Origin of the sequence: Actinocatenispora rupis, assembly GCF_016861975.1 — a bacterium.
GTDB classification, from domain to species: domain Bacteria; phylum Actinomycetota; class Actinomycetes; order Mycobacteriales; family Micromonosporaceae; genus Actinocatenispora; species Actinocatenispora rupis.
Genome location: NZ_BOMB01000029.1, coordinates 64,021 through 87,063, shown reverse-complemented (window position 1 = coordinate 87,063; position 23,043 = coordinate 64,021). Strand labels below are relative to the sequence as shown.

Annotated in this window: 26 protein-coding genes; 11 read left to right on the top strand and 15 right to left on the bottom strand. The window is 70.8% G+C overall.

Features of this window, described 5'->3' with window-relative positions; translation table 11 throughout:
* Nucleotides 1-216: 216 nt before the first annotated feature.
* The 3 genes from Aru02nite_RS25085 to Aru02nite_RS25075 form a co-directional block, all read right to left on the bottom strand.
* The gene (locus tag Aru02nite_RS25085) at nucleotides 217-1,953 is read right to left on the bottom strand and encodes an Hsp70 family protein (protein ID WP_203661874.1); all 1,737 of its coding nucleotides are present in this window, start codon (nucleotides 1,951-1,953) and stop codon (nucleotides 217-219) included.
* Nucleotides 1,954-2,070: 117 nt separating this feature from the next.
* A complete protein-coding gene (locus tag Aru02nite_RS25080; protein WP_203661872.1) occupies nucleotides 2,071-2,739 on the bottom strand; it encodes a response regulator in 669 nt (222 codons plus the stop codon).
* Nucleotides 2,736-3,896, bottom strand: coding sequence for a sensor histidine kinase (locus tag Aru02nite_RS25075; RefSeq protein ID WP_203661870.1), 1,161 nt, complete (start codon nucleotides 3,894-3,896; stop codon nucleotides 2,736-2,738). Before Aru02nite_RS25075 ends, Aru02nite_RS25080 begins: the two co-directional genes overlap by 4 nt.
* A 129-nt stretch (nucleotides 3,897-4,025) precedes the next feature.
* On the opposite strand from Aru02nite_RS25075, the gene Aru02nite_RS25070 reads away from it, so the two are divergent.
* The 5 genes from Aru02nite_RS25070 (at nucleotide 4,026) to Aru02nite_RS25050 (ending at nucleotide 6,368) form a co-directional block, all read left to right on the top strand.
* Nucleotides 4,026-4,316, top strand: coding sequence for a hypothetical protein (locus tag Aru02nite_RS25070; RefSeq protein ID WP_203661868.1), 291 nt, complete (start codon nucleotides 4,026-4,028; stop codon nucleotides 4,314-4,316).
* Nucleotides 4,313-5,026: a hypothetical protein gene (locus Aru02nite_RS25065; protein WP_203661866.1), complete on the top strand. Its 714-nt coding sequence runs from the start codon at nucleotides 4,313-4,315 to the stop codon at nucleotides 5,024-5,026. Before Aru02nite_RS25070 ends, Aru02nite_RS25065 begins: the two co-directional genes overlap by 4 nt.
* 195 nt (nucleotides 5,027-5,221) lie before the next feature.
* Nucleotides 5,222-5,416 carry a hypothetical protein gene (locus Aru02nite_RS25060; protein WP_203661865.1) on the top strand — a complete coding sequence of 65 codons (195 nt, stop codon included), beginning with the start codon at nucleotides 5,222-5,224 and terminating at the stop codon, nucleotides 5,414-5,416.
* Between the two features lie 165 nt (nucleotides 5,417-5,581).
* Nucleotides 5,582-6,088 carry a DUF5994 family protein gene (locus tag Aru02nite_RS25055; protein WP_203661863.1) on the top strand — a complete coding sequence of 169 codons (507 nt, stop codon included), beginning with the start codon at nucleotides 5,582-5,584 and terminating at the stop codon, nucleotides 6,086-6,088.
* A gap of 10 nt (nucleotides 6,089-6,098) precedes the next feature.
* Nucleotides 6,099-6,368 carry a hypothetical protein gene (locus tag Aru02nite_RS25050; RefSeq protein ID WP_203661861.1) on the top strand — a complete coding sequence of 90 codons (270 nt, stop codon included), beginning with the start codon at nucleotides 6,099-6,101 and terminating at the stop codon, nucleotides 6,366-6,368.
* A gap of 260 nt (nucleotides 6,369-6,628) precedes the next feature.
* On the opposite strand, the gene Aru02nite_RS25045 is transcribed toward Aru02nite_RS25050, so the two are convergent.
* The 6 genes from Aru02nite_RS25045 to Aru02nite_RS25020 form a co-directional block, all read right to left on the bottom strand.
* Entirely contained in the window at nucleotides 6,629-7,021 is a 393-nt protein-coding gene (locus tag Aru02nite_RS25045) for a hypothetical protein (protein WP_203661859.1), read from the bottom strand.
* A gap of 45 nt (nucleotides 7,022-7,066) precedes the next feature.
* Nucleotides 7,067-7,429: a helix-turn-helix domain-containing protein gene (locus Aru02nite_RS25040; RefSeq protein ID WP_203661857.1), complete on the bottom strand. Its 363-nt coding sequence runs from the start codon at nucleotides 7,427-7,429 to the stop codon at nucleotides 7,067-7,069.
* Between the two features lie 177 nt (nucleotides 7,430-7,606).
* Nucleotides 7,607-8,050 carry an Hsp20/alpha crystallin family protein gene (locus Aru02nite_RS25035; RefSeq protein ID WP_203661855.1) on the bottom strand — a complete coding sequence of 148 codons (444 nt, stop codon included), beginning with the start codon at nucleotides 8,048-8,050 and terminating at the stop codon, nucleotides 7,607-7,609.
* Nucleotides 8,051-8,514: 464 nt separating this feature from the next.
* A complete protein-coding gene (locus Aru02nite_RS25030) occupies nucleotides 8,515-9,285 on the bottom strand; it encodes an ABC transporter permease (protein ID WP_203661853.1) in 771 nt (256 codons plus the stop codon).
* A complete protein-coding gene (locus Aru02nite_RS25025; protein ID WP_239076937.1) occupies nucleotides 9,282-10,835 on the bottom strand; it encodes a DUF1349 domain-containing protein in 1,554 nt (517 codons plus the stop codon). The genes Aru02nite_RS25030 and Aru02nite_RS25025 overlap by 4 nt, the downstream gene beginning before the upstream one ends.
* A 5-nt stretch (nucleotides 10,836-10,840) precedes the next feature.
* Nucleotides 10,841-11,776, bottom strand: coding sequence for an ATP-binding cassette domain-containing protein (locus Aru02nite_RS25020; RefSeq protein WP_239076936.1), 936 nt, complete (start codon nucleotides 11,774-11,776; stop codon nucleotides 10,841-10,843).
* Between the two features lie 178 nt (nucleotides 11,777-11,954).
* Here Aru02nite_RS25020 and Aru02nite_RS25015 point away from each other — a divergent pair, with 178 nt between their 5' ends.
* Both Aru02nite_RS25015 and Aru02nite_RS25010 read left to right on the top strand, forming a co-directional pair.
* Entirely contained in the window at nucleotides 11,955-12,617 is a 663-nt protein-coding gene (locus tag Aru02nite_RS25015) for a response regulator transcription factor (RefSeq protein WP_203661851.1), read from the top strand.
* The gene (locus tag Aru02nite_RS25010; RefSeq protein ID WP_203661849.1) at nucleotides 12,617-13,720 is read left to right on the top strand and encodes a sensor histidine kinase; all 1,104 of its coding nucleotides are present in this window, start codon (nucleotides 12,617-12,619) and stop codon (nucleotides 13,718-13,720) included. Before Aru02nite_RS25015 ends, Aru02nite_RS25010 begins: the two co-directional genes overlap by 1 nt.
* An 85-nt stretch (nucleotides 13,721-13,805) precedes the next feature.
* Here the strand turns inward: Aru02nite_RS25010 and Aru02nite_RS25005 are convergent, their stop codons facing one another.
* From Aru02nite_RS25005 to Aru02nite_RS24990, 4 genes are all read right to left on the bottom strand, one after another.
* Nucleotides 13,806-14,732 carry a hypothetical protein gene (locus Aru02nite_RS25005; RefSeq protein ID WP_203661847.1) on the bottom strand — a complete coding sequence of 309 codons (927 nt, stop codon included), beginning with the start codon at nucleotides 14,730-14,732 and terminating at the stop codon, nucleotides 13,806-13,808.
* Between the two features lie 619 nt (nucleotides 14,733-15,351).
* On the bottom strand, nucleotides 15,352-16,209 hold the full coding sequence (locus Aru02nite_RS25000) for an aldo/keto reductase (RefSeq protein WP_203661845.1): 858 nt from the start codon (nucleotides 16,207-16,209) through the stop codon (nucleotides 15,352-15,354).
* Nucleotides 16,206-16,640 carry a cupin domain-containing protein gene (locus tag Aru02nite_RS24995; protein ID WP_239076935.1) on the bottom strand — a complete coding sequence of 145 codons (435 nt, stop codon included), beginning with the start codon at nucleotides 16,638-16,640 and terminating at the stop codon, nucleotides 16,206-16,208. Before Aru02nite_RS24995 ends, Aru02nite_RS25000 begins: the two co-directional genes overlap by 4 nt.
* 88 nt (nucleotides 16,641-16,728) lie before the next feature.
* On the bottom strand, nucleotides 16,729-17,679 hold the full coding sequence (locus Aru02nite_RS24990) for a helix-turn-helix transcriptional regulator (RefSeq protein ID WP_203661841.1): 951 nt from the start codon (nucleotides 17,677-17,679) through the stop codon (nucleotides 16,729-16,731).
* Between the two features lie 102 nt (nucleotides 17,680-17,781).
* Here Aru02nite_RS24990 and Aru02nite_RS24985 point away from each other — a divergent pair, with 102 nt between their 5' ends.
* Both Aru02nite_RS24985 and Aru02nite_RS24980 read left to right on the top strand, forming a co-directional pair.
* A complete protein-coding gene (locus Aru02nite_RS24985) occupies nucleotides 17,782-19,200 on the top strand; it encodes an MFS transporter (protein WP_203661839.1) in 1,419 nt (472 codons plus the stop codon).
* A gap of 243 nt (nucleotides 19,201-19,443) precedes the next feature.
* Nucleotides 19,444-19,821 carry a carboxymuconolactone decarboxylase family protein gene (locus Aru02nite_RS24980; protein ID WP_203661837.1) on the top strand — a complete coding sequence of 126 codons (378 nt, stop codon included), beginning with the start codon at nucleotides 19,444-19,446 and terminating at the stop codon, nucleotides 19,819-19,821.
* Nucleotides 19,822-20,066: 245 nt separating this feature from the next.
* Here the strand turns inward: Aru02nite_RS24980 and Aru02nite_RS24975 are convergent, their stop codons facing one another.
* Nucleotides 20,067-20,858: a hypothetical protein gene (locus tag Aru02nite_RS24975; RefSeq protein ID WP_203661835.1), complete on the bottom strand. Its 792-nt coding sequence runs from the start codon at nucleotides 20,856-20,858 to the stop codon at nucleotides 20,067-20,069.
* A 350-nt stretch (nucleotides 20,859-21,208) separates the two neighbouring features.
* Here Aru02nite_RS24975 and Aru02nite_RS24970 point away from each other — a divergent pair, with 350 nt between their 5' ends.
* Together Aru02nite_RS24970 and Aru02nite_RS24965 are read left to right on the top strand one after the other, a co-directional pair.
* Nucleotides 21,209-21,553 (top strand): hypothetical protein, encoded by a 345-nt coding sequence (locus Aru02nite_RS24970; RefSeq protein ID WP_203661833.1) that lies wholly within the window; start codon nucleotides 21,209-21,211, stop codon nucleotides 21,551-21,553.
* A gap of 157 nt (nucleotides 21,554-21,710) precedes the next feature.
* Complete coding sequence (locus Aru02nite_RS24965; protein ID WP_203661831.1) at nucleotides 21,711-21,938, top strand: hypothetical protein; 228 nt, start codon at nucleotides 21,711-21,713, stop codon at nucleotides 21,936-21,938.
* 292 nt (nucleotides 21,939-22,230) lie between these two features.
* Here the strand turns inward: Aru02nite_RS24965 and Aru02nite_RS37305 are convergent, their stop codons facing one another.
* Nucleotides 22,231-22,620, bottom strand: a complete 390-nt coding sequence (locus Aru02nite_RS37305) for a pyridoxamine 5'-phosphate oxidase family protein (protein WP_275408717.1) — start codon at nucleotides 22,618-22,620, stop codon at nucleotides 22,231-22,233.
* Between the last annotated feature and the right edge of the window lie 423 nt (nucleotides 22,621-23,043).

Sequence of the window (23,043 nt, the reverse complement as noted above, 5' to 3'; positions counted from 1 at the left end):
GCGCCTCCCGCTCACCCGTTCCGGATCGCGCAGTCGCCCGCGGCGCCGCGGGTACTCCGCCGCGCCGGCATGGCGTCCTGCCTTCGAGTGGTAGACGTCCTCGACGCGGCGGACTCATCGGCCGGCGCCCGACCGGGTCGCCGGGTCAGGCCACCGGGCGGGCGGTCCGTCGAGGAGACCGCGGTTCCCGTCGACGCCCCCGACCTCCCGGGAACGTCAGTTCCCAGCTGTGCCGGGCTTCCACAGCGTGTACGTGAACGCGAGGTCGACCACCATCCCGCTCTTCGAGTCGTGGTTCGTCACGGACAGGTAGCCGTACCGGCCCCGGTTCGTCTTCACGCAGAGCACGTCGCCGTCGGCCAGGTCGTACGGGTCGATCGTCAGGGTCCAGCCCGGCGTCGTCCGGCAGCTGGCCGCGTCCTGCGGCAGGTCGTCGCGGCCGCGTACGGCGAGTTCGGCGCCGTTGACGGCGTCGAGACCCGCGACGCCACCGTTGACCCCGCCGATCACGATGTCGCTGTCGCCGTCCTTCGAGCCCGTGACCTCGCGGCTCTCCAGGTCCGCGGCGACGACGGCGGCGTAGAGGCAGTCCGTGCCGCCAGTTTCCATCGAGGTACACATGCGCAACGTGCCGTGCACCTCCTGCGCGGGCGGGGTCGCCGACGGGTGGCCGGACAGCAGGGGCGTCAGCTTGACGCCGGCGGTCAGCGCGGCGAGTACCAGGAGGACGGCCAGGCCGGCGACGACCAGGAAGCCCCACCGGCGGGATGGGCCGGCGGTCCGGGGCGCCGGCAGGTCGGCGAGCGTGGGCGGCCCATCCTCGGCGGCGTGCACGGAGACGGCGTCGACGAACCCCGTGGTGAGGGGCTGCGGATCGGCGTCGGCGTCGAGCAGCCCGCCGTACGCGACGACGAGTTCGGGCTGGTCGGCCACGGTGGGCAGGACCCCGAGCCGGCGGTGCAGCAGGCCGGCCACCAGCGGCATCCGGCTGGCGCCGCCCACCAGGAACACGCCGCCCGGTGGCGGCGCGGGCAGCGCGGCGGCGATCGCCGTGCCGGTCGCGGCCACCGTACGCTCGATCAGCGGCGTGGCGATGGTGTCCAGTTCCTCGCGTCCCACGGGCGCGTCGACCTCGACCACCGGCACGTGTACGAACGCCTGCGCGGTGCGGGACAGCATCTCCTTCGCCGCGCGGGCGTCGTCGGCCAGCTGCTGCCAGGCCCGCCGGTCGCGCGCGGTCCCCTGGGCCCGCAACCGGTCCCACGCGTCCGGGCCCCGCGGTCGGTACGTCCGCTCCAGGTGGTCGACCAGCGCCGTGTCGATGTCCAGCCCGCCGACGTCGCCCAGGCCGTCCTCGGCCAGCACCGTCGTCCCCCGGACCACGGACACGTCGAACGTGCCGGCCCCGAGGTCGTACACGACGACCGGTGCCGGGTCGACCCGGACGTCGGCGCCGGCACCCTCGCCCGGTCGCCGGGCAGGGTGCTCGGCGAAGTACCGCGCCGCCGCAACCGCCTCCGGTACGAGGATCACGCCGTCCCAGCCGGACCGGGCCGCCCCCTCCCGCAGGAGTCCCTGCCGGCGCGGCCCCCACCCGGCCGGATGCGTGAGCACCACGCGATCGACCGGACGGCCGGCCACCCGCCGCGCCTCGGCCGCGACACGCCCCAGCACCGCGGCGAACAGCTCCACCACGGGTACCTCGACGCCCAGCAGTACGACGCCGTCGTCGACGCGGAGCTTGGGATGCGGTTCGAAGCATTCGGGCGCCAACCGCGCCGAGTTCAGCGCGTCCCGACCGGTGACGAGGCGGCCGTCGGGCTGTGCGTACACCGAGGACGGCAGCAGCGGCGACCCGTCGAACAGCAACGCCTCCGTACGGCCACCGCTGCGTTCGAGCACCGTCACGGTGTTCGACGTCCCGAAATCCACGCACAGCCGTACCCCGGTCATGCGGCCAGCGTACGGATCGTCGCAACGGCCGGGACCGCCCGAGAATCCGGTACGACACCGGCCCAGTCGGCCCGGGTCACGGGTACGTCGCCGCGCCGCGCTCCCGGACCGGCCCGGTCACGAAGACTGTTGTGCCTGGAACACCATGAGCGCCAGTTGGACGCGGTTGTCCAGGCCGGTCTTGGTGAGGGCGCGGGAGATGTGCGTCTTGACGGTGCCCTCGCTCATGAACAGCGCCTTCGCGATCGTGGCGTTGGAGGCCCCTTCGGCCACGGCGTCCGCCACGGCGCGTTCGCGTTCGGTGAGCCCGGCCAGTACGCGGGCGGCTTTCCGGCTGCCGTCGTCGCGGCCGCTGTGCGCCTGGGTCTGCCGGGCGACCAGCTGCCGGGTGATCGTCGCGGAGAAGGCCGACTCGCCGGCGGCCGCGAGGTGGACGGCGCGGCAGAGTTCTTGCGGCGCAACGTCTTTCAGCAGGTACCCGCTCGCGCCGGCCTGCAGCGCGTCGAGCACGTGGGTGTCCAGGTGGAACGTCGTGAGCATGAGGATCGCCGACGACGGCACCGCGTCGTGGATCCGGCGGGTCGCCTCGACGCCGTTCATCCCGGGCATCTGCAGATCCATCAGTACGGTGTCGGGCCGGTGCCGTACCGCGGCGACGACGGCGTCGGCGCCGCTCGACGCCTCGGCGACGATCGCGATCGTGGGGTCGGACGACAGGACCATCGACAGCCCGGCGCGGACCATCGCGTCGTCGTCGACGATGAGGACGGACGTGGTGGTGTTCATCGCTGAGGCACTCTGCCACGCAGCCGGAACTCGCCGGAGCCGCCGTCCCCACGTCCGACGATCTCGTGCCGTACGGTGCCGCCGAGGGCGCCGACCCGCTCGGCCAGCCCGAGCAGGCCGGCGCCGCTGCCGGGAAGTACCGGGGCGTTGTCGTCGACCGGGTTGGTGACGGTGACCAGGACGTCCCCACCGTCCCGCCGTACGTCGACGGTCACGAGCGCACCGGGGGCGTGCTTGCGGGCGTTCGTCAGCCCCTCCTGGAGGATCCGGTACGCCTCCTCCGCGGCCGGGCCCGCCTCGCGTACGGCGTCGTCGTCGAGGTGCGCGACGACGAGCTGACCCGCCTGCCGCGCCTCGTCGACGAGGCCCCGGACGGTCCGCTCGTGCCGGGTAGCCTGCGGTACCGCGAGCGTGCCGTCCCGCAGCATGCCGATCACCGTACGCAGCTCGTCCAGCGCGCTGATCGCCGTCGTACGGATCGTCGCGGCGGTCGGGCCCACGTCCTTCGCGTGCGCGCCGGCGACTTCGAGCCCACCGGCGTACAGCGCGATCAGCGACATGTAGTGCGCGACCGAATCGTGCATGTCCCGGGCGATCCGGGTGCGTTCGGCCATCTGGATCTGTTCGGCGCGCAGCTCGCGCTCGCGCTCGATGCGTACCGCCCGGTCCCGGTAGACGGCCACCAGATCCTGCTGCTTCTGTTGCAGCGCACCCCAGGCCACGACCGCGAGCGCGATCGCCGTGTTGACCACGACGGTCAGGCTCAGCTCCGAGTTCGCCGGGTAGAGCAGCCAGAACGCGAGCGCGCCGGCCACGTCGGCGAGCGCCACCACGAAGGCCAGCTCGATCCGGCGACTGCGTGCCACGGCGAACAGCGCCACGTAGTTCGCGACGCCGGCCGTCGCGCAGAACGCCGCGACGACCGCGAGCAGCAGCCCGACGGCGACGGGCGCGCGCCGCCGCAGCAGGAGCGCGAGGCTCGCCAGGGCACCCACCGCGATGTCGAGCGCGCGCCACCCGCCGCCCGGCCGCTGTTCGAGTACGAGGAACAGCAAGGCGAGGCCACCCGCGAACGACGCGAGGACCAGCAGCGCCGACCTCCCACGCAGTTCCCATCGTTTCCGGCTGCCGCGAGGGCCGGTCGGAGAATCGTGCACCCGGTCAGCCTAGGTTGCGGCGCCCGTGCCGACAGTCAACGAAAGTGGTAGTCACGGTGGCCGATGGCTGACCCGCGCGGCCCGAACGACAGACGACGCGGGCGGGTGCGGGCCGACATCGTTGACGGCATGAACACGACGCGACACCGCCTGAGCCTGCTGCTCGGACTGGGTACCACCGAGCAGCGCCCCGCCACCCGACTGCGCTTCGCCGTCACGACCGTCGCCGCCTTCGCCACCGCCGTACAGGTCATCGTGTGGCTGCTGATGGCCATCTTCCAGACGCACCTGGACGGCCCGTGGTGGCTCTGGACACCGGCCAGCGCGCTGGTGGTCAACACCGCCGTGCTCGTTCTCGACCACGCCCGCCGGCACTGGTCGAACACCTCCGCCCGAACCGAACCCAAGGGGTCGCTGTGACCACGCCCTCGATCGCCCGCCACCCGTCCCCTCCGCGTACTGCGACCGCCCACCCGCACGCGTCCGACGCGCGTCTCGCCGGACGGGCCGGCCTGACGGTCGGCGCGCTCTCCGTACTGCTGGTGGCCCTGTACTTCATCTACTCCGGCCCGCCACCCGAGTGGAACGTCCTGACACGCAGCCTGCTGACGCTCGTCATCGTCGCCGTACTCACGGTCTTCGGCGTTGCGCTCGCCCGGCTGCTGCCCACCGACGACACGGGCCGGCGGAGCGTCGCCGGGCAGCTGTCCATCGCGTCGCTGCTGACGTACGTCGTCGTCATCCTGTTCGCGACCTCCCTCGAAGCCGGCACCCCGCTCGCGTACCCCGACAAGTCGATGGATCCGACCACCGACGGGCCGCTGGCCGCCGCGATGGCACTGGCGCACGGCCCGATCGCGCACATCTGGATCGCCATGTTCTTCCTCGGACTCGTCGCCGCCGTACGGCGATCGGCCGCACCGCGCATCCTCCCCGCGTGGACCCGACGCGGCACGGTCGTCGTCGCGGTGATCAACCTGCTCGCCGTACCGTCGCTGTACTTCGGCATGGACGCCGCCACCTTCTACGCCGTCAACGGCTGGGGCGCCGACGCTCTCGTCGGACTGATCACCCTGATGTGGGTCGGCTTCATCGGACTCGGCATCCTCCGGGCCCGCACGAGGTCCTGACCCACGAGGTACGCCAGCCGCAACGCGAGCGGTCCCGGACTGATCCCGGGGCCGTTCGCGTGTGCTCCCGGGTGGGCTCGACGCGCGCAGGTCGCGTACGCCCGACGGGGTCGGCCGATCGCCGCGGCGGTGACGCGGGACGACAGGGGCCCTTCGGCCTGTCGCCTGCGGCTACCCGGCTCGTAGCGTGAAGGAGTGAGGTTGCTACGAAGCCGCGATGGCGCCTGGCGGGTGGAAATCGACACCTCGGGCCTGGAAGACGGCAGTGACGGCGCGGTGGTCTGCGTGTTCCACGATGGCGTCAGCGTGGCTGAGGCAGCCACCATTCAGGAGGGCATGGCGGTGCTGCCCGACGATCTGCAGATCGAGTACGACGACAGCGAATCGTGAGCTTCCCTCGCGGCGGCTGCTCGGCGAACATCCCCGGTTCTCCCTGGTGGCGATCATCGATCGTGGGTACGAGACTGATGTCGGCGAGCCGAGTGTTCGGGCCTCGGGCGCTCGGTCCCCGAAAGTCCACAGAGGCGTTCGGTACCGCTTTCGCGGGGGTGCATCATGGCCTCGTTCGTACGGGCGACATTCACGCCGGTAGGCCCGTTCGGTGCGGTTGGCGGCGCGTGGTGGCCACGGTCCCGGAACCTGCAGGTCGAGCTGAGGGAACTGTTTCCCCGGCTGGAACGCCGGTACGGGCTCGTCGACGAGCTCCACCTGTGCCGGGCGGACTGGGACGCGCACCCGACCCAGACCTGGAACGGTGTACCCGTCACCTGGGATCCGGACCCGCACCAACCCCGGTTCGTCGCGCGGTGCCGCCGCGGTCTGCGCGTAGCACTGCGGTTGATACCGGCCGACACCGAGCAGTACAGCGCGTGCCGCGAGCTGACCGCGGCCGCCGCCGGGGTCGTGGTCCCGGACCGACGGCTGCTCACCAGGACGGCGGTCGACGTGACACAGCGGCCGTTGCGGCACGTCGACGAGCCGGCGCGACGTCGGTCCGCCGACGAACAGCTTCCCGTACGCCCGGTCGCGACACAGTACGGCCAGGCGACAGGTACCTGCTGACGGAGCGATCATGATGAGGACCCGCATCCCTCGCCGCGGCGACATCATCGAAGTCGACGACCCGACGGCCCCGCTCGCCCGGCTACGTCCCACGCGCATGCGGCTCACCAGTGATGTCGAGGCCCCGACCGGGCTGGACCCGGCCATCGCGGACTGGTGGCTGATCAGCGGATGGCGCCTGGGGCCGGACGGCCGGCCGGTGCACCTGTGCTGCCTGACCGTACGGTCGGCCGATGTCCGGCTCCTGACCGGCGCCCCGCTGGCCGAGCCCGGGCCGTGACGGAACCCGGAACGCCGTCCGCGCGGCACCCGGTCTGCGGCCCGGATCGACTGGCATGTCGAGCATCCGCTCGTGCCGACCAACGCGCACCGAGCACAGGCAACCTTCGCTCGACTCACGCCGTTCCGAAGCCGGCGCCGTGCGGCGCGATGCGTAGCCGACCGCCGGCGGCACGGCACCGCAGCCGGTACGCGGTGCCGGTCGGACTCCGCGACGTGCACCACGACCCCCGCGCCACACGGACGTACCGAGGGCGTTCGTCAGCGGGTGGTGGGGTAGCCGTCGTCGTTGAGCGGTACGGGTTGGCGCTGTTCGGCCGCGTCGGCGTCCGGGATCTCCACGATCTGGGGAGGGGCGGGCACGTCGGTCCGGTCGTCGTCGATGACGGGCTGCTGCTGCTCGGCGTGGTCGGCGTCGGGTACCTCGATGCCGGGCAGGACAGGGTCGTGTTCGGTGCGCCCGCCCGTGTCGTACTGGCAGGACGGGCAACGGTGCGGGCCGCGCGTGTCCCACCCGGCGTACAGGGCGGCGTCGCGCAGCAGACGCCAGTCGTAGCAGGAGTCGTCGTAGCAGGTGAAGCAGGCGCCGCAGCCGTCGCACACCAGCTCGTAGTACGGCAGCTGGTCCTGGTCGCTCCACAGTCGGCAACTCATCGTCTGACCTCCCTTCCGCGGGCGCTGCACCCTCCGGCAGGTCGGCTACCGCTGGCCCGACGGAGGGGCGGAGGAGTCGGGATCCGGCCCGTGCCGGCGGTGTTTCAGCCGGTCGATCTCGGCGCGCGCGGCGGCCAACTCGGCCTCCAGTACGACGATCCGGCAGGCCGCGTCCAGGGTGAGTCCCTCGTCGACCAGGCGCCGGGCGCGGTCGGCCAGCTCCAGTTCGTGGCGGCTGTAGCGGCGGTGCCCGCCGTCCGAACGGTGTGGTTCGACCAGCCCGGCCACTCCCAGTTGACGCAGGAACGCCTGGGTGACCCCGAGCAGGTCGGCCGCGGCGCCGATGGTGAAGGCCGGGTCATCGCCCCCCAGCCAGCCGGGCTGGGGATCGTCGTGTGCGCGCGGCATTCCGGCCTCCTCGGAACGTGATCCCGTCCCGGACCGCGGGCGGACCGGGACGGGACCGGGAACGAGAGATGGAGCACGAAGGAGTTTCCCTGACGGCCATCACCTCGCCTTCTCCACACCAGGCGTCGGGTACCGGTCTGCCGCCGACGCGCCGCCCCGGCGGCAGGTCTTTCGTGCCTAGCGGCTGCTGCCCTCGATGACCTTGTGCTCGTCGGAGCTGCGGGCGATGTTGATGCGCCGTGGCTTGGCCTGCTCGGCGACCGGGATGGTCACGGTCAGCACCCCGTCGCGGTAGTCGGCCGACACGTTCTCCAGGTCCAGCCCGTCGCCGAGCACCATCTGCCGGCTGAACGTGCCCATCGGACGTTCGCTGACCACGTACTCGGCCCCGTCGGGAGCGGCCGGTCGCCGTTCGGCGTGCACGGTCAGCGTGTTGTTCTCCGCGGTGACCTCCAGCGACTTCTCGTCGATGCCCGGCAGGTCGAAATGCACCATGTACGTGTCGCCGGAGCGGTACGCGTCCATCGGCGCCCACCGCGGCGTCCGCGCGCTGTTGAGGTTGAACCAGTCGCTGGCCAGCCGATCCAGATCACGGAACGGATCGAAGCGCAGCGTGCTCATCGAACTCACCCCTCTGTCTAGTTCACCGGACTGCGTCGTGTCGTGGACTGCCCACACCGGCGTCAGGCCAGCCGCGGGGGAAACCCGGGCCAGGGCCGGCGCCAGCGTGCGTTGCTGCGGCGCGGACGGAACGGCCAGCGCCGTCCGCGCGCGACCGGACGCTGCGTGACGATGGGCACCACCGCTCACCTCACTCTCAACCGCTACTCGCTGGGTCAGCTAATCTCCACTGACGAGTACCATATTACTGCGTCTAGTCGAATCAACAAGCCGTCGCCGCGAGAAGCTCCACCCGACGGGCGCGAGACGAGCGATCGCCCCCGGCACGCGCGGACCATGGCCAGCTGCGGCCAACAACCCGCCGGCCCCACCGCGACCCGGAACCGCCGGGCTCGGTCGAACCGGGCGGTTTCCACCACCTGGCCCCGGCCACGCCCGGCACCGCGGCGTGGCCGGTACACGGGTCAGGGGTCGCGGTGTCGGAGCAGCAGGCAGGCGAGGAGCAGCGCCCCGGCGGCCCACGCGGCGAGGACGCCGATGCCGGCCCACGGGGAGATCGGCAGCTTCGTGAGGTTGGTGGTGGCCTGGACGGCGAGCCCGGCCGTCATCGGCGCGACCTGCTCGATGTGGCGCCGGAGCGGATCGCCGACCGCCCGGGCGAGCAGGGTCGGCAGGTACAGCACGGCCAGTACCACGCCGATCGACACGGCGGTGTCCCGGACGGCGGTGGCGATGCCGAGGGCGAGCAGCGCCACCAGGACCAGGTACAGCACGCTGCCGGCCGCGGCGCGCGACGTCGGGCCGTGCGTGAACCACCCGAGTACGGATCCGTGGTCGGCGCCGAGGCCACCCGGGCGTACGAGTCGGCCCGCGACCAGGCTGCCCGCGACGGCGACGGCGCCGGCGGCGAGGGTGAGTGCCGCCACGGCCGCGGCCTTGGCGCCGAGCACCGTGATCCGGCGGGGCACGGCGGCGAAGCTGGTACGGATCATGCCGGTGCCGTACTCCTCGGTGATGGCCAGGACGGCCAGTACGACGATGACGGCCTGGCCGAGGTCGATGCCGGTCAGGGCGAGCGTGGTGGTGTCCTGGCCGCCGCTGCCCGAGGACTGGTGCGTGGTGGCCGCGACCACCACGCCGACGCCCGTCGTGAGCACGGCCGTACCGATGAGCAGCCAGGCGGTACTGGCCAAGGTACGGATCTTGGTCCACTCGGCGCGGAGCGCGGCGATCATGCGTCCCTCCGGTGCAGCAGGAACCTGGCCGCACCGAGCGCGGCGGCCGTGTAGGCGGCGAGTACGAGCAGTCCGGCCCAGGCCGGCAGCGGGTAGTAGCCGTTGACGAAGGTGTAGGGGTAGTCGACCAGCGAGGACCGGGGGAGGACGCCGAGGACGGAGAACGCGGCGGCCGGAGTGGCGCGGAACAGCCAGGTCTCCGCGCCGCCGGACATGTTGGACCCGATCAGGTACGGCAGGACGAACACCACGATCCCGGCGGCGACCGCACCGGCGCTGCGGCGCAGCATCGTGCCGAGCCCGAGTACGGCGACCGCGGTCAGCGCGGTGACCAGCCCGCACCCGACGACGATGCCGGCGACTGTCGCGGCACCGGCGGGGAACACGTACACGCCGTTGTGGGCGAGGATCAGGTCGCCGACCGGCACCGCGACGGTGGCGGCGAGGGCGCCGATCACGAACCCGACTCCACCCAGCACGACCGCCTTGGCGGCAAGTACCCGACCGCGTTGTGGCGTGGCGGCGAACGTCGTGCGGATCAACCCCCGGCGGTACTCGCTGGTGACGAACAGCGCCGCGAGCACGATCAACACGATCGATCCGACGAGCAGCCCGAGCAGCAGGCTGCTGGCGACGGTGTTGGTACCGAGGACACCCTGCACCACGGCGGGAGCGATGTCGCCGGACCCGGTGAGGACGAACCCGTCGCCGGCGGCGCGTGCCGCACCGGTACCGAGGACCGGGTAGAAGTCGGCCGGGCCCGTACCGATGCCGGCGCTCCGCCAGCCACCATCGGCGGCCCCGGTGACGGTGACGTGGCGGAAGCTGCCCGTGGCCAGGGTGGGGTGACCGGTCTGGCCGTCGAACGACACCGGCGAGGTCACGAACAGCCCGACCCGTACGGTCGCCGGCAGCCCGGGCAGGTGGGCGACGCCGACTGCACGCCACGAGGTCCCGTCGACGGACTCGTACCCGGTGATCGTGTCTCCGTCGCGGGCCAGTCGTACCCAACGCGGCGAGGCATTCGTGCTGGTGCCGGGCCGGTCATGGGTGTAGTCGTACTGGAAGCGTGTCCCGTGCCGGCCGGTGGCCATGACCGCCGCGTACGAGGAGCCCGGTCTGGTGGTCGGGGTGAGCAGGATGCCGGCCTTCGCCCAGCCGGCCAGGCCCGGGCGGGTGGCGGACACCGACGGGGCGACGTTCACCGGGTTGGTGGAGATCCGGCCGGTGAGCGAGGCGATCTGGGCGGTGACGGTGCCGTCGCCGGTGAGCGACCGGCTCAGGTACCGGTAGCTGTCGGCGACCGCCGTGCCGTCCGGCCCCGTCGGTACGGCGGGATGACCGCTGCGGCACGTGACGCCGGTCCCCGTACAGGTGCCGCTGTGAATGCCGTTGGCGACCAGGTAGGTGAACAGGACGGACATCAGGACGGCGATCCCGAGACCGACCAGCCAACCGCGGACGGTACGGAACTTCACCCACTCCGCCCACAGCGCCGGTCTGAACCCGCCGCCCTGGTCGGAGTCCACCGAACGCGAAGGAGCGCCCACGGCCGTCACCGTCCCTGCTCCCCACCGACCGTCGCCCGGTACTCGGCCGCGCCCGCGGTCAGCCGGAGGTAGACGTCCTCCAGGCTGGCCCGCTGGCTGGAGACCTCGGAGAACGGCACGCCCGCCTGGCCGAGTACGGCCACGATCCGCTGGGCGGCGGCCCCGGCCACGGTGACGGTACGCGGGTCGACGGCGGTCGCCGCCAGGCCCGCCCGGCGCAGCGCCGCGGTCGCCTCGGCCGGTACCGCGGTGCGGAGCAGTACCTCACCGCTCGACGCCAAGGACACGAGCTCGTCGACCGGCGCGTCGGCAAGGACCCTGCCGCGACCGACGACGACCACATGGTCGGCCGTGTCCTGCAACTCGCCCATCAGATGGCTGGACACCAACACGACACGCCCCTCGTCGGCGAGGGAGCGCAGCAGCCCGCGGATCCAGATGATCCCCTCCGGATCCATGCCGTTGAACGGCTCGTCCAGGATCAGCGCCGGCGGATCGCCCAGCATCGCGGCGGCGATCCCGAGCCGTTGCCGCATCCCCAACGAGAAGCCGCCCGCCTTGCGGCGCGCGGCACTCGTCAGGCCGACCAGGTCGATCACCTCGTCGACCCGGCGTACGGGCAGGCGCTGCGACCGGGCCAGCCACAGCAGATGGTTGCGCCCCGTACGGCCCGGCTGTACGGCGGCCGCGTCGACCAGCGCGCCCACGTACCGCAGCGGTCTGCGCAGCCGCCGGTACGGCACCCCGCCGACCAGCGCGTGGCCCTCGTCCGGCGTGTCCAGGCCGAGAACCACCCGGATGGTGGTCGACTTGCCGGCCCCGTTGGGGCCGACGAATCCGGTCACCCGGCCCGGCGGCACGGTGAAGGTCATCCCGTCGAGGGCCTGGGTGGTACCGAACCGCTTGCGCAGTCCGGACACTTCGATCGTCTGCTCGCTCACCGTGGTGGTCCGTTCGTCGTCGGCTGGGTCACGGACCGTTGTACGGAGCCGGCGGTCGCAACCCGGTCGCGTCCGCTGATACCGGTTTGCGACCCACCGGCGGTCATGCTGGGGAGATGGCACGAGCGACCACCGGACCGAAGCACCGCCCCACCCCGGCACGAGGAGGTGGTCCGCGGTGAGAGTGCTGGTGGCCGAGGACTTCGAGGTACTGGCCCGGTCGATCGGCACCGGGCTACGCCGGGAGGGCATGGCCGTCGACGTCGTACTCGACGGGGCCGACGCCCTCGACCACCTCGCCCTCACCCGCTACGACGTGGTCGTCCTGGACCGGGACCTGCCCGGCGTACACGGCGACGACGTCTGCCGCCGGCTCGTCGAGAACGGCACCGAGAGCCGCGTCCTGATGCTCACCGCGGCCAGTACGGTGCAGGACCGGGTGCACGGTCTCGACCTCGGGGCGGACGACTATCTCCCCAAGCCCTTCGACTTCGCCGAACTGGTCGCCCGGGTCCGCGCCCTCGGCCGCCGGGCGACCCCGCCCGTACCACCGACGCTGGCGTACGCGGACATCGTGCTCGATCCGGCCCGCCGGGTGGTGACGCGGGCAGGGCGACGGCTGGACCTGAGCCCCAAGGAGTTCGCCCTGCTCGAATGCCTCCTCGCCGCGCCGGGCATCGCACTGTCCGCCGAACACCTGCTCGAACGCGTCTGGGACGAGGCGGCCGACCCGTTCACCACCGCTGTCAAGCACACCATGCGGCGACTGCGCGCCAAGCTCGGCGAACCTCCCGTCATCCACACCATCCGCGAAGGCGGCTACCGCATCGGAGACAGCTGATGGCTGCGCCACGACAGCTCACGTCCCTGCTACGGGCCCGGCGGCCCGTCCTCCGGGTACAGCTCACGCTGCTCTACTCCGGACTGTTCCTCACCGTCCTCGCCGCCGTACTGCTCGCCACCAACCTCCTGTACGGCCACACCGCCGCCCGCGCCCCCGCCGGCGCCGCCGCCGAGCCGGCCGACTCCAGCAGCCGGTTCGACGTCGTACCCGCGCTCATCGGTCTCGCGGCCGCGATCGTCGTCCTGGCCGGCGCGTGGTGGCTGGCCGGCCGGTTCCTGCGACCCCTGCACGTCATCACCACCACCGCGCAACGGATCTCGGCCACCAACCTCGACCAGCGGCTCGCCGTACGGGGGCCGGACGACGAACTCACCCGGCTCGGCAGCACGCTCAACGACCTGCTGGGCCGGCTGGAGTCCGCCTTCGCGGCCCAACGCCACTTCGTCGCCAACGCCTCCCACGAGCTGCGTACCCCGCTCGCCGGGCAACGGACCCTCCTCCAGGTCGCCCTCGCCGATCCGGGCGCCGACACCGCGTCACTCCGAGCAGCCTGCGAGGAGGCACTCCAGCTCGGATCGCAGCAGCAAAGGCTCATCGACGCCCTGCTCGTCCTCGCCACCAGCGAACGCGGCATCGAGCGCCGCGAACCGTTCGACCTCGCCCCACTCGCCGAGGCGTTACTCGCCCAGCGCCGCGCCGACGCCGAAGAACACGGCATCCGCGTCGACGCCGACCTCCGTACGGCCCTCGCCGCCGGCGATCCCCGACTCGCCGAACTGCTCGTCGCGAACCTCGTCGACAACGCCCTACGCCACAACCGCGCCAACGGAACCGTCGAGATCACCACCGGCCAACTCCCGGGCGACCGGGCGACGATCACCGTCGGCAACACCGGCCCGATCATCCCACCGGACGACGTCGACCGGCTGTTCCAACCGTTCCAACAGGCCGGCGCGCAACGCCTCAGCCACAACGACGGCCACGGCCTCGGCCTGGCCATCGTCGCCACGATCGCGCGTACCCACCAGGCGACGATCACCGCACATCCACGACCCCGCGGCGGACTCGACATCGCGGTCAGCTTCCCTACCGACCTCTGACACAGCCCAGCAGTACGGAGAAGTGCGGCCCCTGAACCGGGCGGAGGCAGTTCAGGGGCCGTACGTCGTGCTCAGTCGTCGACGGTCAGGCCGCGCAGAGCGGCGCCGTCCGGACGTATCCGCCGAGGTTCTCGTCGTCGGTACCCAGAAGGGCATCGCCGGTTCCGGGCAGGCACTCGATCGCCTCGACCTTGTGCTGGGGGAACGTGGCGAGCACGCGGGCAGAACGCGAGACCGAGATCCGTACCCGGCCCTTCGACGAGACGGTGACCCGGCCGGCGAGACTCACCGCGGAATCGAACGGGCCGTCATCGCCGGCGTCCGATGCGGAACTCGTCAGGATGCGGCCGGAACTCGTCACCGTCATGTCCGAGACGTTCCGGGTTCCCTCGTCAGTCGGGTAGTGCGCCCGGTACTTCTTTTCCACCACGGCGCCGAAAGTCGCCTGTCCCCACTTGGTGAACGACAGGGACGCCGCGTAGATGGTGGAGGGGCGCTTCTTGCCCTCCCCGCGGTCGGCCCACAGGGCGGCGAGCTTGCCGTTCTGGCTGATGATCGAGAAACTCTCGAACTCGTCGCCTTCGCCAATGGCGGGCAGCGGCGTGTAGTCGATGACGGACGCCGTCGAGTCGGCGACCTTGATGTGGTAGGCGATCCCCCGGCTGGCGAGCGCGACGTACTCCCCCGTCATGCCCGGGATCGCCTCGATCGACTCCAGGTCGACCGGCTCCGCTCCGGTCCACTTGAGCCGCTCGACGGACGTGGCGCCATCCCGCATGGTGACCCGCGACAGGTGCGCCTCACCGGCGTTCTTGTTGTCGTGGACGATCAGCGCGCTCAGATCGCCGCCGTCCGTACGACTCTCCAGGGCGATACCGCTGACGCCGCTGTGGGAGTCGGTGCCGACCCGCTGCCAGTTCTCGGTGGCACCGGCGGAGGTGACGCCGAACGTCGCCAGCAACCCGGCCGCCGCCGCGACGGCGACCGTACGCCGCAGTGTTTGCAGTTTCACGGGTGGTTGTTCACCTTTCCTGTTCGACAGAAACGCGACCAAGCCGCATCGTCAGGAAACGTCATGACCAAGTTCGGTGGCGATGACGTAGGAGTAAGCATTTCCTTACTGCGCGCAGAGATGTTCCTGCGCCCCGCAGTGATCTTGCTGCAGGCGTGATGCTAATGAAAGGTATACGGCTCGATCAAGAACTTTGAGGATAGGTTGAGCAAGCGCCGTCGGCCCGACACGTTGCCGGCGATTGCGGCTCGTGCCGAAGCACATGCCTCCTGTCATCCCCGCTGCTGGCGCACGGAGCGACCGGTCTGCGAGTTCAGGAATGGCGCACCGTACATCGCGTCGGCACATTCCGCTGCCGGTTCCTGAATTGTTCGGGCGCTGCACTCGACCGACAGATACCCGCGCGAACCGGTAGCCCGCCCCAAGCCGGGTGAACGCCGAAAGAACGACATCGGGAAGCGATCTGAACTGCTAATGTCCGACGGCTGACGCCAACGGAACCCGCGAGAACCTGCGCGTGGCCACCGCCCCAGCTGGGTACGCCTTTCGCCTCGTCTTCGGAGACGGCGGCCCCAACCTCACGCTGGCGCCGCCCGACTCCCCGACGCCGAGGTGGGTGTCACTTGCCGCTGTAGACGGGGAAGGCGCTGGATTCTCCGTAGTCTCGCTCGTGCAGGTCCCGCAGTGTTTCCATGTCCGTCTCGGCGATGGCGAAGTCGACCTCGGCGTTCGAGCGCATGTGGTTCGGGTTTGCGGTCTTCGGCAGGGCCACCGTGTCGAGCTGCAGGGCGTACCGGATGCACAGCTGGGGCACGCTGACGCCGTACTTCTCGGCGATGGCGGCGACGCGCTCGTTGTTGAGGATCTCGCCGTGGGCGATCGGCGAGTACGCCTCGACGAGGATGTTCCTGTTGTGGCAGTAGGCGATCAGGTCGCTGGGCGTGTTGCCCGCGTGTACCAGGATCTGGTTGACGTGCGGGGCCACGGTGCCGTGCGCAAGGATGTTGTCCAGGTCTTCCTGGAGGAAGTTGGACACGCCGATGGAGCGCAGCTTCCCAGCCTGGTACGCGTCTTCGAGGGCACGCCACGCTGCCAGGTTGCCCGCGGAGTAGTCGCCGCCACGGAAATCGTTCCACGGTTGCGGGGCGTGGATGAGCATGAGGTCGATGTGGCCGATGTCGAGTGTGGACAGTGACTGGTCGATCGCTGCCACGGCCTGGTCGTGGTCCTTGATCTCTGCGGCGAGCTTCGTGGAGACGAACAGCTCCTCGCGGGCGATGCCGGCGGAACGGACGCCCTCGCCGACGCCGCGCTCGTTGCCGTACGCCTGGGCGGTGTCGATGTTGCGGTAGCCGATCTCGATGGCGGCGCGGACGGCGTCGGCCGCCTTGTCGTCGTCGATGAACCACGTACCGAGTCCGAGCTTGGGGATCTCGATGCCGTTGGACAGCGTGCAGGTCTCCGCCAACATGCTCATGCGTTCGCTCCGTTCCTCGGCAGCCTGCCGTACTCCTCGTCGGTGACGGGCTCGAACCATTCGTTGCCGACGCCGTCGCCCGGGGTGATGAAGGCGAGGTGGGAGAACCACGAGTCGGCCTTCGCGCCGTGCCAGTGCTTCGTACCCGCCGGAACACGGATCACCGTGCCGGGCTCCATGATGGTGGGGTCCTCACCCTCGGCCTGGTACCAGCCGCTGCCCGCCGTACACAGCAGGATCTGATCACCGCCGCCGCCGGTGCCGTGATGGACGTGCCAGTTGTTGCGGCAGCCCGGCTCGAAGGTGACGTTGCTGACCGGAACGCTGCCCGCGGCGAGCGGAGCCAGGTAGCTCTCGCCGGTGAAGTACTGGGCGAAAGCGTCGTTGGTCTGGCCGAGCGGGAAGATCTGCGCAAAGTCGCCATCGGTCATGTCGTGTCCTTCGTTCGTTCTGGATGATCTGTCGCCGGGCGCAGGACTGAGTCGCTGGCGTGACCGCGATTGGGCCATGGGCCGCGGCTCAGTCGGTCGCGTTGTGGTCGGTGGGGTTGCGCCTGCCGGACGCCGCGCCGGACTCGGCGTGAGCCTCGGTGGCGGCCCAGGTCGCCAGCAGCGCAAGGTTGTCGGCGGAGGCGGTGGCCGGTTCGGCGGTGTAGGCGGTGAGCACGAGCCACGGGGCGGCGACGAGTTCCATGGAGTCGTAGGCCAGTTCCAGGTACCCGACGGCAGGGTGGTTGAACGTCTTGATGCCACCGCGGTGCAGCCGCACATCGTGGGCGCCCCACCGGGTACGGAACGCCTCGCTTCGGGTGGCGAGTTCGCCGATGAGTGCGATGAGGTCGGGGTCGTGGGGGTTGCGGCCGGCTTCGGTACGCAGCAGCGCGACAGCAACCGCGAGGGCCCCGTCGTGGTCGGGGTAGAAGTCGCCGGCGCGGGGGTCGAGGAAGTCGAGGCGGGCGATGTTGCCGCGGTGCGCCGGCTGGTCGAGCACGGGTGAGTACAGGGCCCGGCCGAGGGCGTTGCTGGCCAGGATGTCCAGGCGGCCGTTGCGTACGAACGCCGCAGTGCCGCTCATGGAGTCCAGCACGCGCTGCACGCTGGCCGGCACCGGTGTCTTGACGCGGCGCGGCGGGGTACGGGTCGGCTTGGCCGCGCGGGCGAGGTTGAACAGGTGCTGGCGTTCGGCCTCGTCGAGTTGCAGCGCCCGAGCCACCGCGTCGAGTACGTCGTCGGAGACGCCGGCGATGTGTCCCTTCTCCAGCCGGTTGTACCAATCAGGGCTGACGCCGGCGATGACGGCGACCTCTTCCCTCCGCAGCCCCGGTACGCGGCGGCGGCCGGCATTGGGCAGGCCCACCTGCTCGGGAGTGAGCTTGGCGCGGCGGGTGGCCAGGAAGTCACGGATCGCGGCCCTGTCCGCCGTCTTGTCATCCGCTCGTACGTCGGCTCGGCCGGCTGATCGCTCTGGCATGCGATCCACGCTACGAGCTTCGCCGGGCTGTGGGAGGTCGAACTTGTACCCCCCCCTGTCTCGCCCTCCCGCCCGGGCACGAGCCGGGGTTGTCTGGGTCGCGTGACCACCAGCAGCACGACCGCCACCCGCGAGACGCCGGCTTGGGCATCCGACGGTGCCGCGACCAGACCACGGCGGCATGCCAGCGCGGCACTGACCGCGGCGCTGCTGGGCTTCTTCGTCGTCACCATCGATGCGGTGGTGGTGAACGTGACCCTGCCGACCATCCGCGATGACCTCGGCGGCGGGGTGGCCGGGCTGCAGTGGGTGGTCGACGGGTACACGCTGATGTTCGCCGCGCTGCTGCTGTCGGCCGGATCGCTGTCCGACCGCCTGGGCGCCAAGCGCGCGTTCGGTGCCGGCCTGGTCGTGTTCGTGCTGGCCTCGGTCGCCTGCGGGCTCGCCCCCACCCTCGCGTTCCTGATCGGGGCGCGGTTCGTGCAGGGCAGCGCCGCCGCGGCGATGATGCCCGCGTCGATGGCCCTGATCCGCCAGGCGTACTCCGACGCGAAGGCTCGCGGCCGCGCGGTCGGCATCTGGGCCATGGGCGGCGCCGTCGCCTCCTCGTCCGGTCCGGTACTCGGCGGCGTTCTCACCCTTGTCGACTGGCGGTTGGTCTTCTTCGTCAACGTCCCGGTCGGCGCGGTCGCACTGCTGTTACTGGCCCGAACCCGGCCCTCGACACCGCGGCCGGCGCCGTTCGACCTGGTGGGTCAGTTCACCGGTGTGTCGGGGATGAGCGCGTTGACGTTCGCAGCCATCGAGGCCGGTTCGCGAGGCTTCGCCGAACCCACCGTCCTCGCCGCGTTCGGCGTCGCGGTGATCGCACTCGCCGGGTTCGTCCGCGCTCAGCAGATCGTCGCCCATCCGATGGTGCCGCTGTCCCTCTTCCGGTCCCGCACGGTCGTGATCACCGTGGCCAGCGGGTTCGCGTTCATGATCGGCTACTACGGGCTGCCGTTCGTGATCAGCCTGTTCCTGCAGCAACACCGCGGCCTGTCCGCGCTGGCCACCGGAATCGTGTTCCTGCCGATGATGCTCATCGGGCTCGCGCTCACCCCGTTCTCGGCACGCATCGGGGAACGGATCGGCCGCAAGAGGTTGATCGTGGCCGGGCTGCTGCTCATGACCGCCGGCCTGGCCGCCATCGGAGTACTCCCGGCCACCGCGTCGCTGTGGCTGCTGGCCGGGCTGATGGTACTGGTCGGGCTCGGCGGACCCACCGTGTCCCCGCCCGCCACCGCGGTCCTGCTCGACGCCGTCGACCACGAGCAGGCCGGCGTCGCCTCCGGGGTGTTCAACACCAGCCGCCAGATCGGCGGAGCGCTTGCCATCGCCGTGTTCGGAGGCCTGCTCACCAACCCCACCACGGTCGTGACCGGCGTACACACCAGCCTGCTCATCGCCGCTGCCGTCCTCGCCGCCACCACCGTGCTCGCCCTGTTCCTGCCCACCACCGCGACGCCAACCTCGACGTAGCTGCCATGACCTCCGCTGACCTCGTCGAGCGGGGCCTGGTACCGCCACTCCATCGCCGGCGGCCAGCACACCGGGGCACGTCACGTTCGCCCTGCCGGGCCGGGCTGCTCGACGCGATCATCCACGTCTACCTGAAGGCCATGCTCGCCGAACGGGCCGTCGCCGCCACCGTGCGCCTCGACCTCGTACGCGGCCAAGAGCCACGAGTACAAGTCAGCAAGCCCGACAAGAGGGGACGACGCCATGACCGAACAGCAGAACGCCGGGCACGCAAACGATCAGCAGGGCGGCTGGACCGGCGGACAGAACGCGTTCGGCGACTTCGCGCCGGCGATGGTTCACTACACCGACAAGGTCCTGTTCGACGAGGTGTGGCAACGGGAAGGCCTGTCCAAGCGCGACCGCAGCCTCATCACCGTCGCCGCGCTCACCGCGCTGGGCAAGACCGAGCAGTTGCGGTTCCACATCGGCTTTGCCCGTACCAACGGCGTCACCACGGCCGAACTGATCGAAGCCATCACCCACCTCGCCTTCTACGCCGGCTGGCCCAACGGTATGAGCGCCATGACAGTCGCCAGGCAACTCCTCGGTGACGACAACGCCAGCGGCGCAGACGCCTGACCACGCCGTCCATCCAGACGCGGCCCAGCGACCCGCCACATCACGTCTGCTGTACCCCCGTGACCAACGCCGCGATCGATGCACACGGCGACGATCCGGGTTCGGCTACCGGCTGGTCGCCGACACCCCCGCCGCGGTGACGCCGTAGATGAGCTGTTCACGGTGTCGGGGTCGAGTCCGGCGCAGCTGCGTGTTGCCCGCAGCCTGGATCGCCCGGCGAATCGGTACCGCGCCTGGCAGGATGCTCAGTTCCGGAATTTCACCCCACCGACAAGGGCCAAAGCCTCCCGTAGTCGGGCTGCCTGCGTTAGACGTTCCGGGACTGCTCTGCCCAGTTCCAGCGATGCGACGACGTAGCCACCGTGGGACTCAGGGAGACTGAGCTCCGCGGCGCGGCGGGCGCCCTTGCTGGTGTTCCTGTAGGTAACGACCAACAGTTCCGCGCTGCCGCGTGGGGCGGCCACCAGCCGGATGGTCTCCATGCTCTTCCATTTCAGAGTGAATGACTTGTCCTTCAACCGAAGCCGACGCTCGTCAGTCACCCTCAGGTGGTCAATATCAACAATGAGGTCAGCTGGCCGGCAGATGCCGTGAGCCGCCGAAACCGGCAGGGCGACCAGGAAGAGTCCAAGGAAGAATGCAGCGCCGCCCGGATTCTGCTCCATGTCCGCGAGCGCGCCCCGCAGCCTGCCAAGAAAAGACGTGAGCACCATCAAACCGGCGAGGATGCCTACCCCTGCGGCCGCTGCCCGCAGCGCCGCAGAGGCCCGCTCACTGGCCCGGATAGCGGGCGTGGACAGTTCAAAACGTTCGGGCAACGCGATGTCAGCAGATCCTGCCGGCCGACCGTCAGCCGGCGGCGCGGCAGTCGTCGTTGGTGTCCGGGCGAGTCCGATGGCCAGCACCAGCGACGGTACAGCGACGAGGAAGGAGCCCACTCCGGCCAGCCACGACAGGGTTTCAAGATCAGACCGGTACAACACCACGGCCATGAGCGCGCACGCCAGGACGACTGACCCGCCCAACCAGATGCTCATCCTTCGCATCCACAGGATTGTGTCGCAGGCCGACCACACCACAGGGCCGCTGCTGACGAGTAGTTCAGGCGGGTAATGGCTGGCTTGGCGGGCGCACCGCAGCAGACCTGTTCGCCGGGTGCTCGGAGCCCGATCGACCAGCCGGCGACGGGAGGCATCGGCGGCACGCTCCATCGACTGGGCCGTTTGCTATTCCGGCGCACGGCCTGAACTGGCTCTATCCGGCGACAGTGTGGCGGCCGGCACGAGCTGGTGCAGGTCCAGGCGTAGCCGTCCGTTGCGTGAGCGGACGGTGAAGTCAACCAATCGTCGGCGGTATCACCGGCAGCCGCGCCCGCCCCGACACGCTCATGCTCGGCCGACTCGATCTCGACGGCCGCCTCCGCCTGGTCGGCCAGACCACCCACCTGTACGCAGCGGTCGCCGCCGAACTCGCACCGCTGCTGCACCCGCCATCGGTTGGTCGGCAACACATCCAGCACCTCTGGCCGCAGCCACTGCCCGCCGGGTGGCTCGGCCGGTGGGGCGGCCAAGCCGACCCGTTGCCGTACCGGCAGACCGACCCCACCCTCGTCGTGGAGGTCTCCGCCGACCGCGCCTACGAACACGGACGATGGCGCCACAACCCCCGAGCACTCCGCGCCGGACTCGACCTCAGCCACTTCGACGTGCTATTCCGGTGGGACGAACGGTGACTGCACGCACGCCCACGCCGGCGAGCTCCGGCTACGGCCGGAGGCCCTGTCGCCTGCCCGGGGCACTCGCCACGGTGTGCCAAACGGGTGTGCACGCCGATCGATCGCCCCTGGAGGCGGGCTCGTGTTCACAGGTCGAGCCGTAGCGAGGCTGAGCATGGCGGTGCGACTGCCGCGGGTCTCGGCGTTCAGCAAGCAGCTCATCGGCGTTGTTGCCGGCTTCTACGCCGCTCTGCTCGCCGCTTGCGCGGCGGCCAGCGCCATCACGAGTGACTGGGCGGTCCTGCTGGCGGCGCTGGTGGGTCTCGGTGCGGCAGGTGTGTCCGTGGTGGCCGTCCATGGCCTGATTCGGCTCGCCTTCAAGATCTTCAAGGAGATCGGATAGCCAACACGGCCACAGCGGCAAGCTACTCGTGCAGAAGCGCGGCGCCGTCGAGGTCGAGGGCGTAGCGGGCGACGCCATCCGGTCGCATCGCTGCGGCGACCGACCGCGCCGGTCTCGTTGCAGTCGAGGACGTAGCGGCCGCCGACCCCGGTGAGCAGTGGGGGGCGTAGCGAGCGACCGCGGTGGCCGCCCCTTGGTCCCTCGTGCGCGCCGGCACTCCGCGGTCCGCTCGGCCAGATGGCGCCGGGAAGTGAAGGCCCGACGAGCCAGGGTTGCGTGGCCCCAGGTGGGCTCAGTCGACGGGGCTGTCGAGCCAGGAGCCCTTGAGCATGAGCGTACGGCCGGCGAATTCGGTCAGCGAGTTCCAGGCGAGGATCCGCTCGGGGACCAGGCGGACGTACAGGAACCTGTCCGGGGCGTGGCGCGGGTCGGTCGAGACCTGTGCATAGGCTTCGGCCGAGGCGACGTCGATGTCGGGTACGTCGAGCAGCGTCGCGCGGGTGTCGATCATGACGACGTCGGCGGTGTCCCCGATCGCCACCCTCGCCCTCGGTCTCGCCCGCAGGTTTGCGACCGTGCGGCTACGCCGAAAGGTCGCGGTGGTCAGCGTCGACCCGTCCCACACGTAGGCGACCGGGATCAGGTGGGCGCCGTGGCCGTCGCTCCCTGTCGCGAGCCACATCTGGAACCCGCTGGCCAGACGGTCGACGGTATCGGCTCGTCGCTGTGCGAGGTCGCGGACCGGCGGGAGGGGTACTGAGGGCATGTCTACTTCTTGACGAGAACTCACACCCTCAAGACGAACGGGCAGGCACCAGATCCGACACCTGCCGGCGAGACAGCACCCGTGTCGGTTCGCCGCCCTTCTGTCCGACGCCCGCCCCACCCTCTGACCTGGCTGCGCAGCATGCGCCGGGTTCATTGCCCATCGTGCCGGCCGAGGCGGCTTGCCTGGGCATCACCGGGACCGCACCGTCGGAACACCGCCGGATGTCGGTCCGCTGTGCCGGCTGCGTATGCGCGAGAGCTGGCACCACACGGAAGGCAGCGATGGTGCGCTCGGAGGAGGGCGGTCGGCGAAGAGGTCCCAGTACGCCTCGTTGAC

What these genes read in the sequence shown, in the direction of transcription:
- Aru02nite_RS25085 (WP_203661874.1), bottom strand. Translation starts at nt 1,953, where the DNA reads ATGACCGGGGTACGGCTGTGCGTGGATTTCGGGACGTCGAACACCGTG.
- Aru02nite_RS25080 (WP_203661872.1), bottom strand. Translation starts at nt 2,739, where the DNA reads ATGAACACCACCACGTCCGTCCTCATCGTCGACGACGACGCGATGGTC.
- Aru02nite_RS25070 (WP_203661868.1), top strand. Translation starts at nt 4,026, where the DNA reads ATGAACACGACGCGACACCGCCTGAGCCTGCTGCTCGGACTGGGTACC.
- Aru02nite_RS25055 (WP_203661863.1), top strand. Translation starts at nt 5,582, where the DNA reads ATGGCCTCGTTCGTACGGGCGACATTCACGCCGGTAGGCCCGTTCGGT.
- Aru02nite_RS25050 (WP_203661861.1), top strand. Translation starts at nt 6,099, where the DNA reads ATGATGAGGACCCGCATCCCTCGCCGCGGCGACATCATCGAAGTCGAC.
- Aru02nite_RS25045 (WP_203661859.1), bottom strand. Translation starts at nt 7,021, where the DNA reads ATGAGTTGCCGACTGTGGAGCGACCAGGACCAGCTGCCGTACTACGAG.
- Aru02nite_RS25040 (WP_203661857.1), bottom strand. Translation starts at nt 7,429, where the DNA reads ATGCCGCGCGCACACGACGATCCCCAGCCCGGCTGGCTGGGGGGCGAT.
- Aru02nite_RS25035 (WP_203661855.1), bottom strand. Translation starts at nt 8,050, where the DNA reads ATGAGCACGCTGCGCTTCGATCCGTTCCGTGATCTGGATCGGCTGGCC.
- Aru02nite_RS25030 (WP_203661853.1), bottom strand. Translation starts at nt 9,285, where the DNA reads ATGATCGCCGCGCTCCGCGCCGAGTGGACCAAGATCCGTACCTTGGCC.
- Aru02nite_RS25010 (WP_203661849.1), top strand. Translation starts at nt 12,617, where the DNA reads ATGGCTGCGCCACGACAGCTCACGTCCCTGCTACGGGCCCGGCGGCCC.
- Aru02nite_RS25000 (WP_203661845.1), bottom strand. Translation starts at nt 16,209, where the DNA reads ATGAGCATGTTGGCGGAGACCTGCACGCTGTCCAACGGCATCGAGATC.
- Aru02nite_RS24995 (WP_239076935.1), bottom strand. Translation starts at nt 16,640, where the DNA reads ATGACCGATGGCGACTTTGCGCAGATCTTCCCGCTCGGCCAGACCAAC.
- Aru02nite_RS24990 (WP_203661841.1), bottom strand. Translation starts at nt 17,679, where the DNA reads ATGCCAGAGCGATCAGCCGGCCGAGCCGACGTACGAGCGGATGACAAG.
- Aru02nite_RS24980 (WP_203661837.1), top strand. Translation starts at nt 19,444, where the DNA reads ATGACCGAACAGCAGAACGCCGGGCACGCAAACGATCAGCAGGGCGGC.
- Aru02nite_RS24975 (WP_203661835.1), bottom strand. Translation starts at nt 20,858, where the DNA reads ATGAGCATCTGGTTGGGCGGGTCAGTCGTCCTGGCGTGCGCGCTCATG.
- Aru02nite_RS24970 (WP_203661833.1), top strand. Translation starts at nt 21,209, where the DNA reads ATGCTCGGCCGACTCGATCTCGACGGCCGCCTCCGCCTGGTCGGCCAG.
- Aru02nite_RS24965 (WP_203661831.1), top strand. Translation starts at nt 21,711, where the DNA reads ATGGCGGTGCGACTGCCGCGGGTCTCGGCGTTCAGCAAGCAGCTCATC.
- Aru02nite_RS37305 (WP_275408717.1), bottom strand. Translation starts at nt 22,620, where the DNA reads ATGTGGCTCGCGACAGGGAGCGACGGCCACGGCGCCCACCTGATCCCG.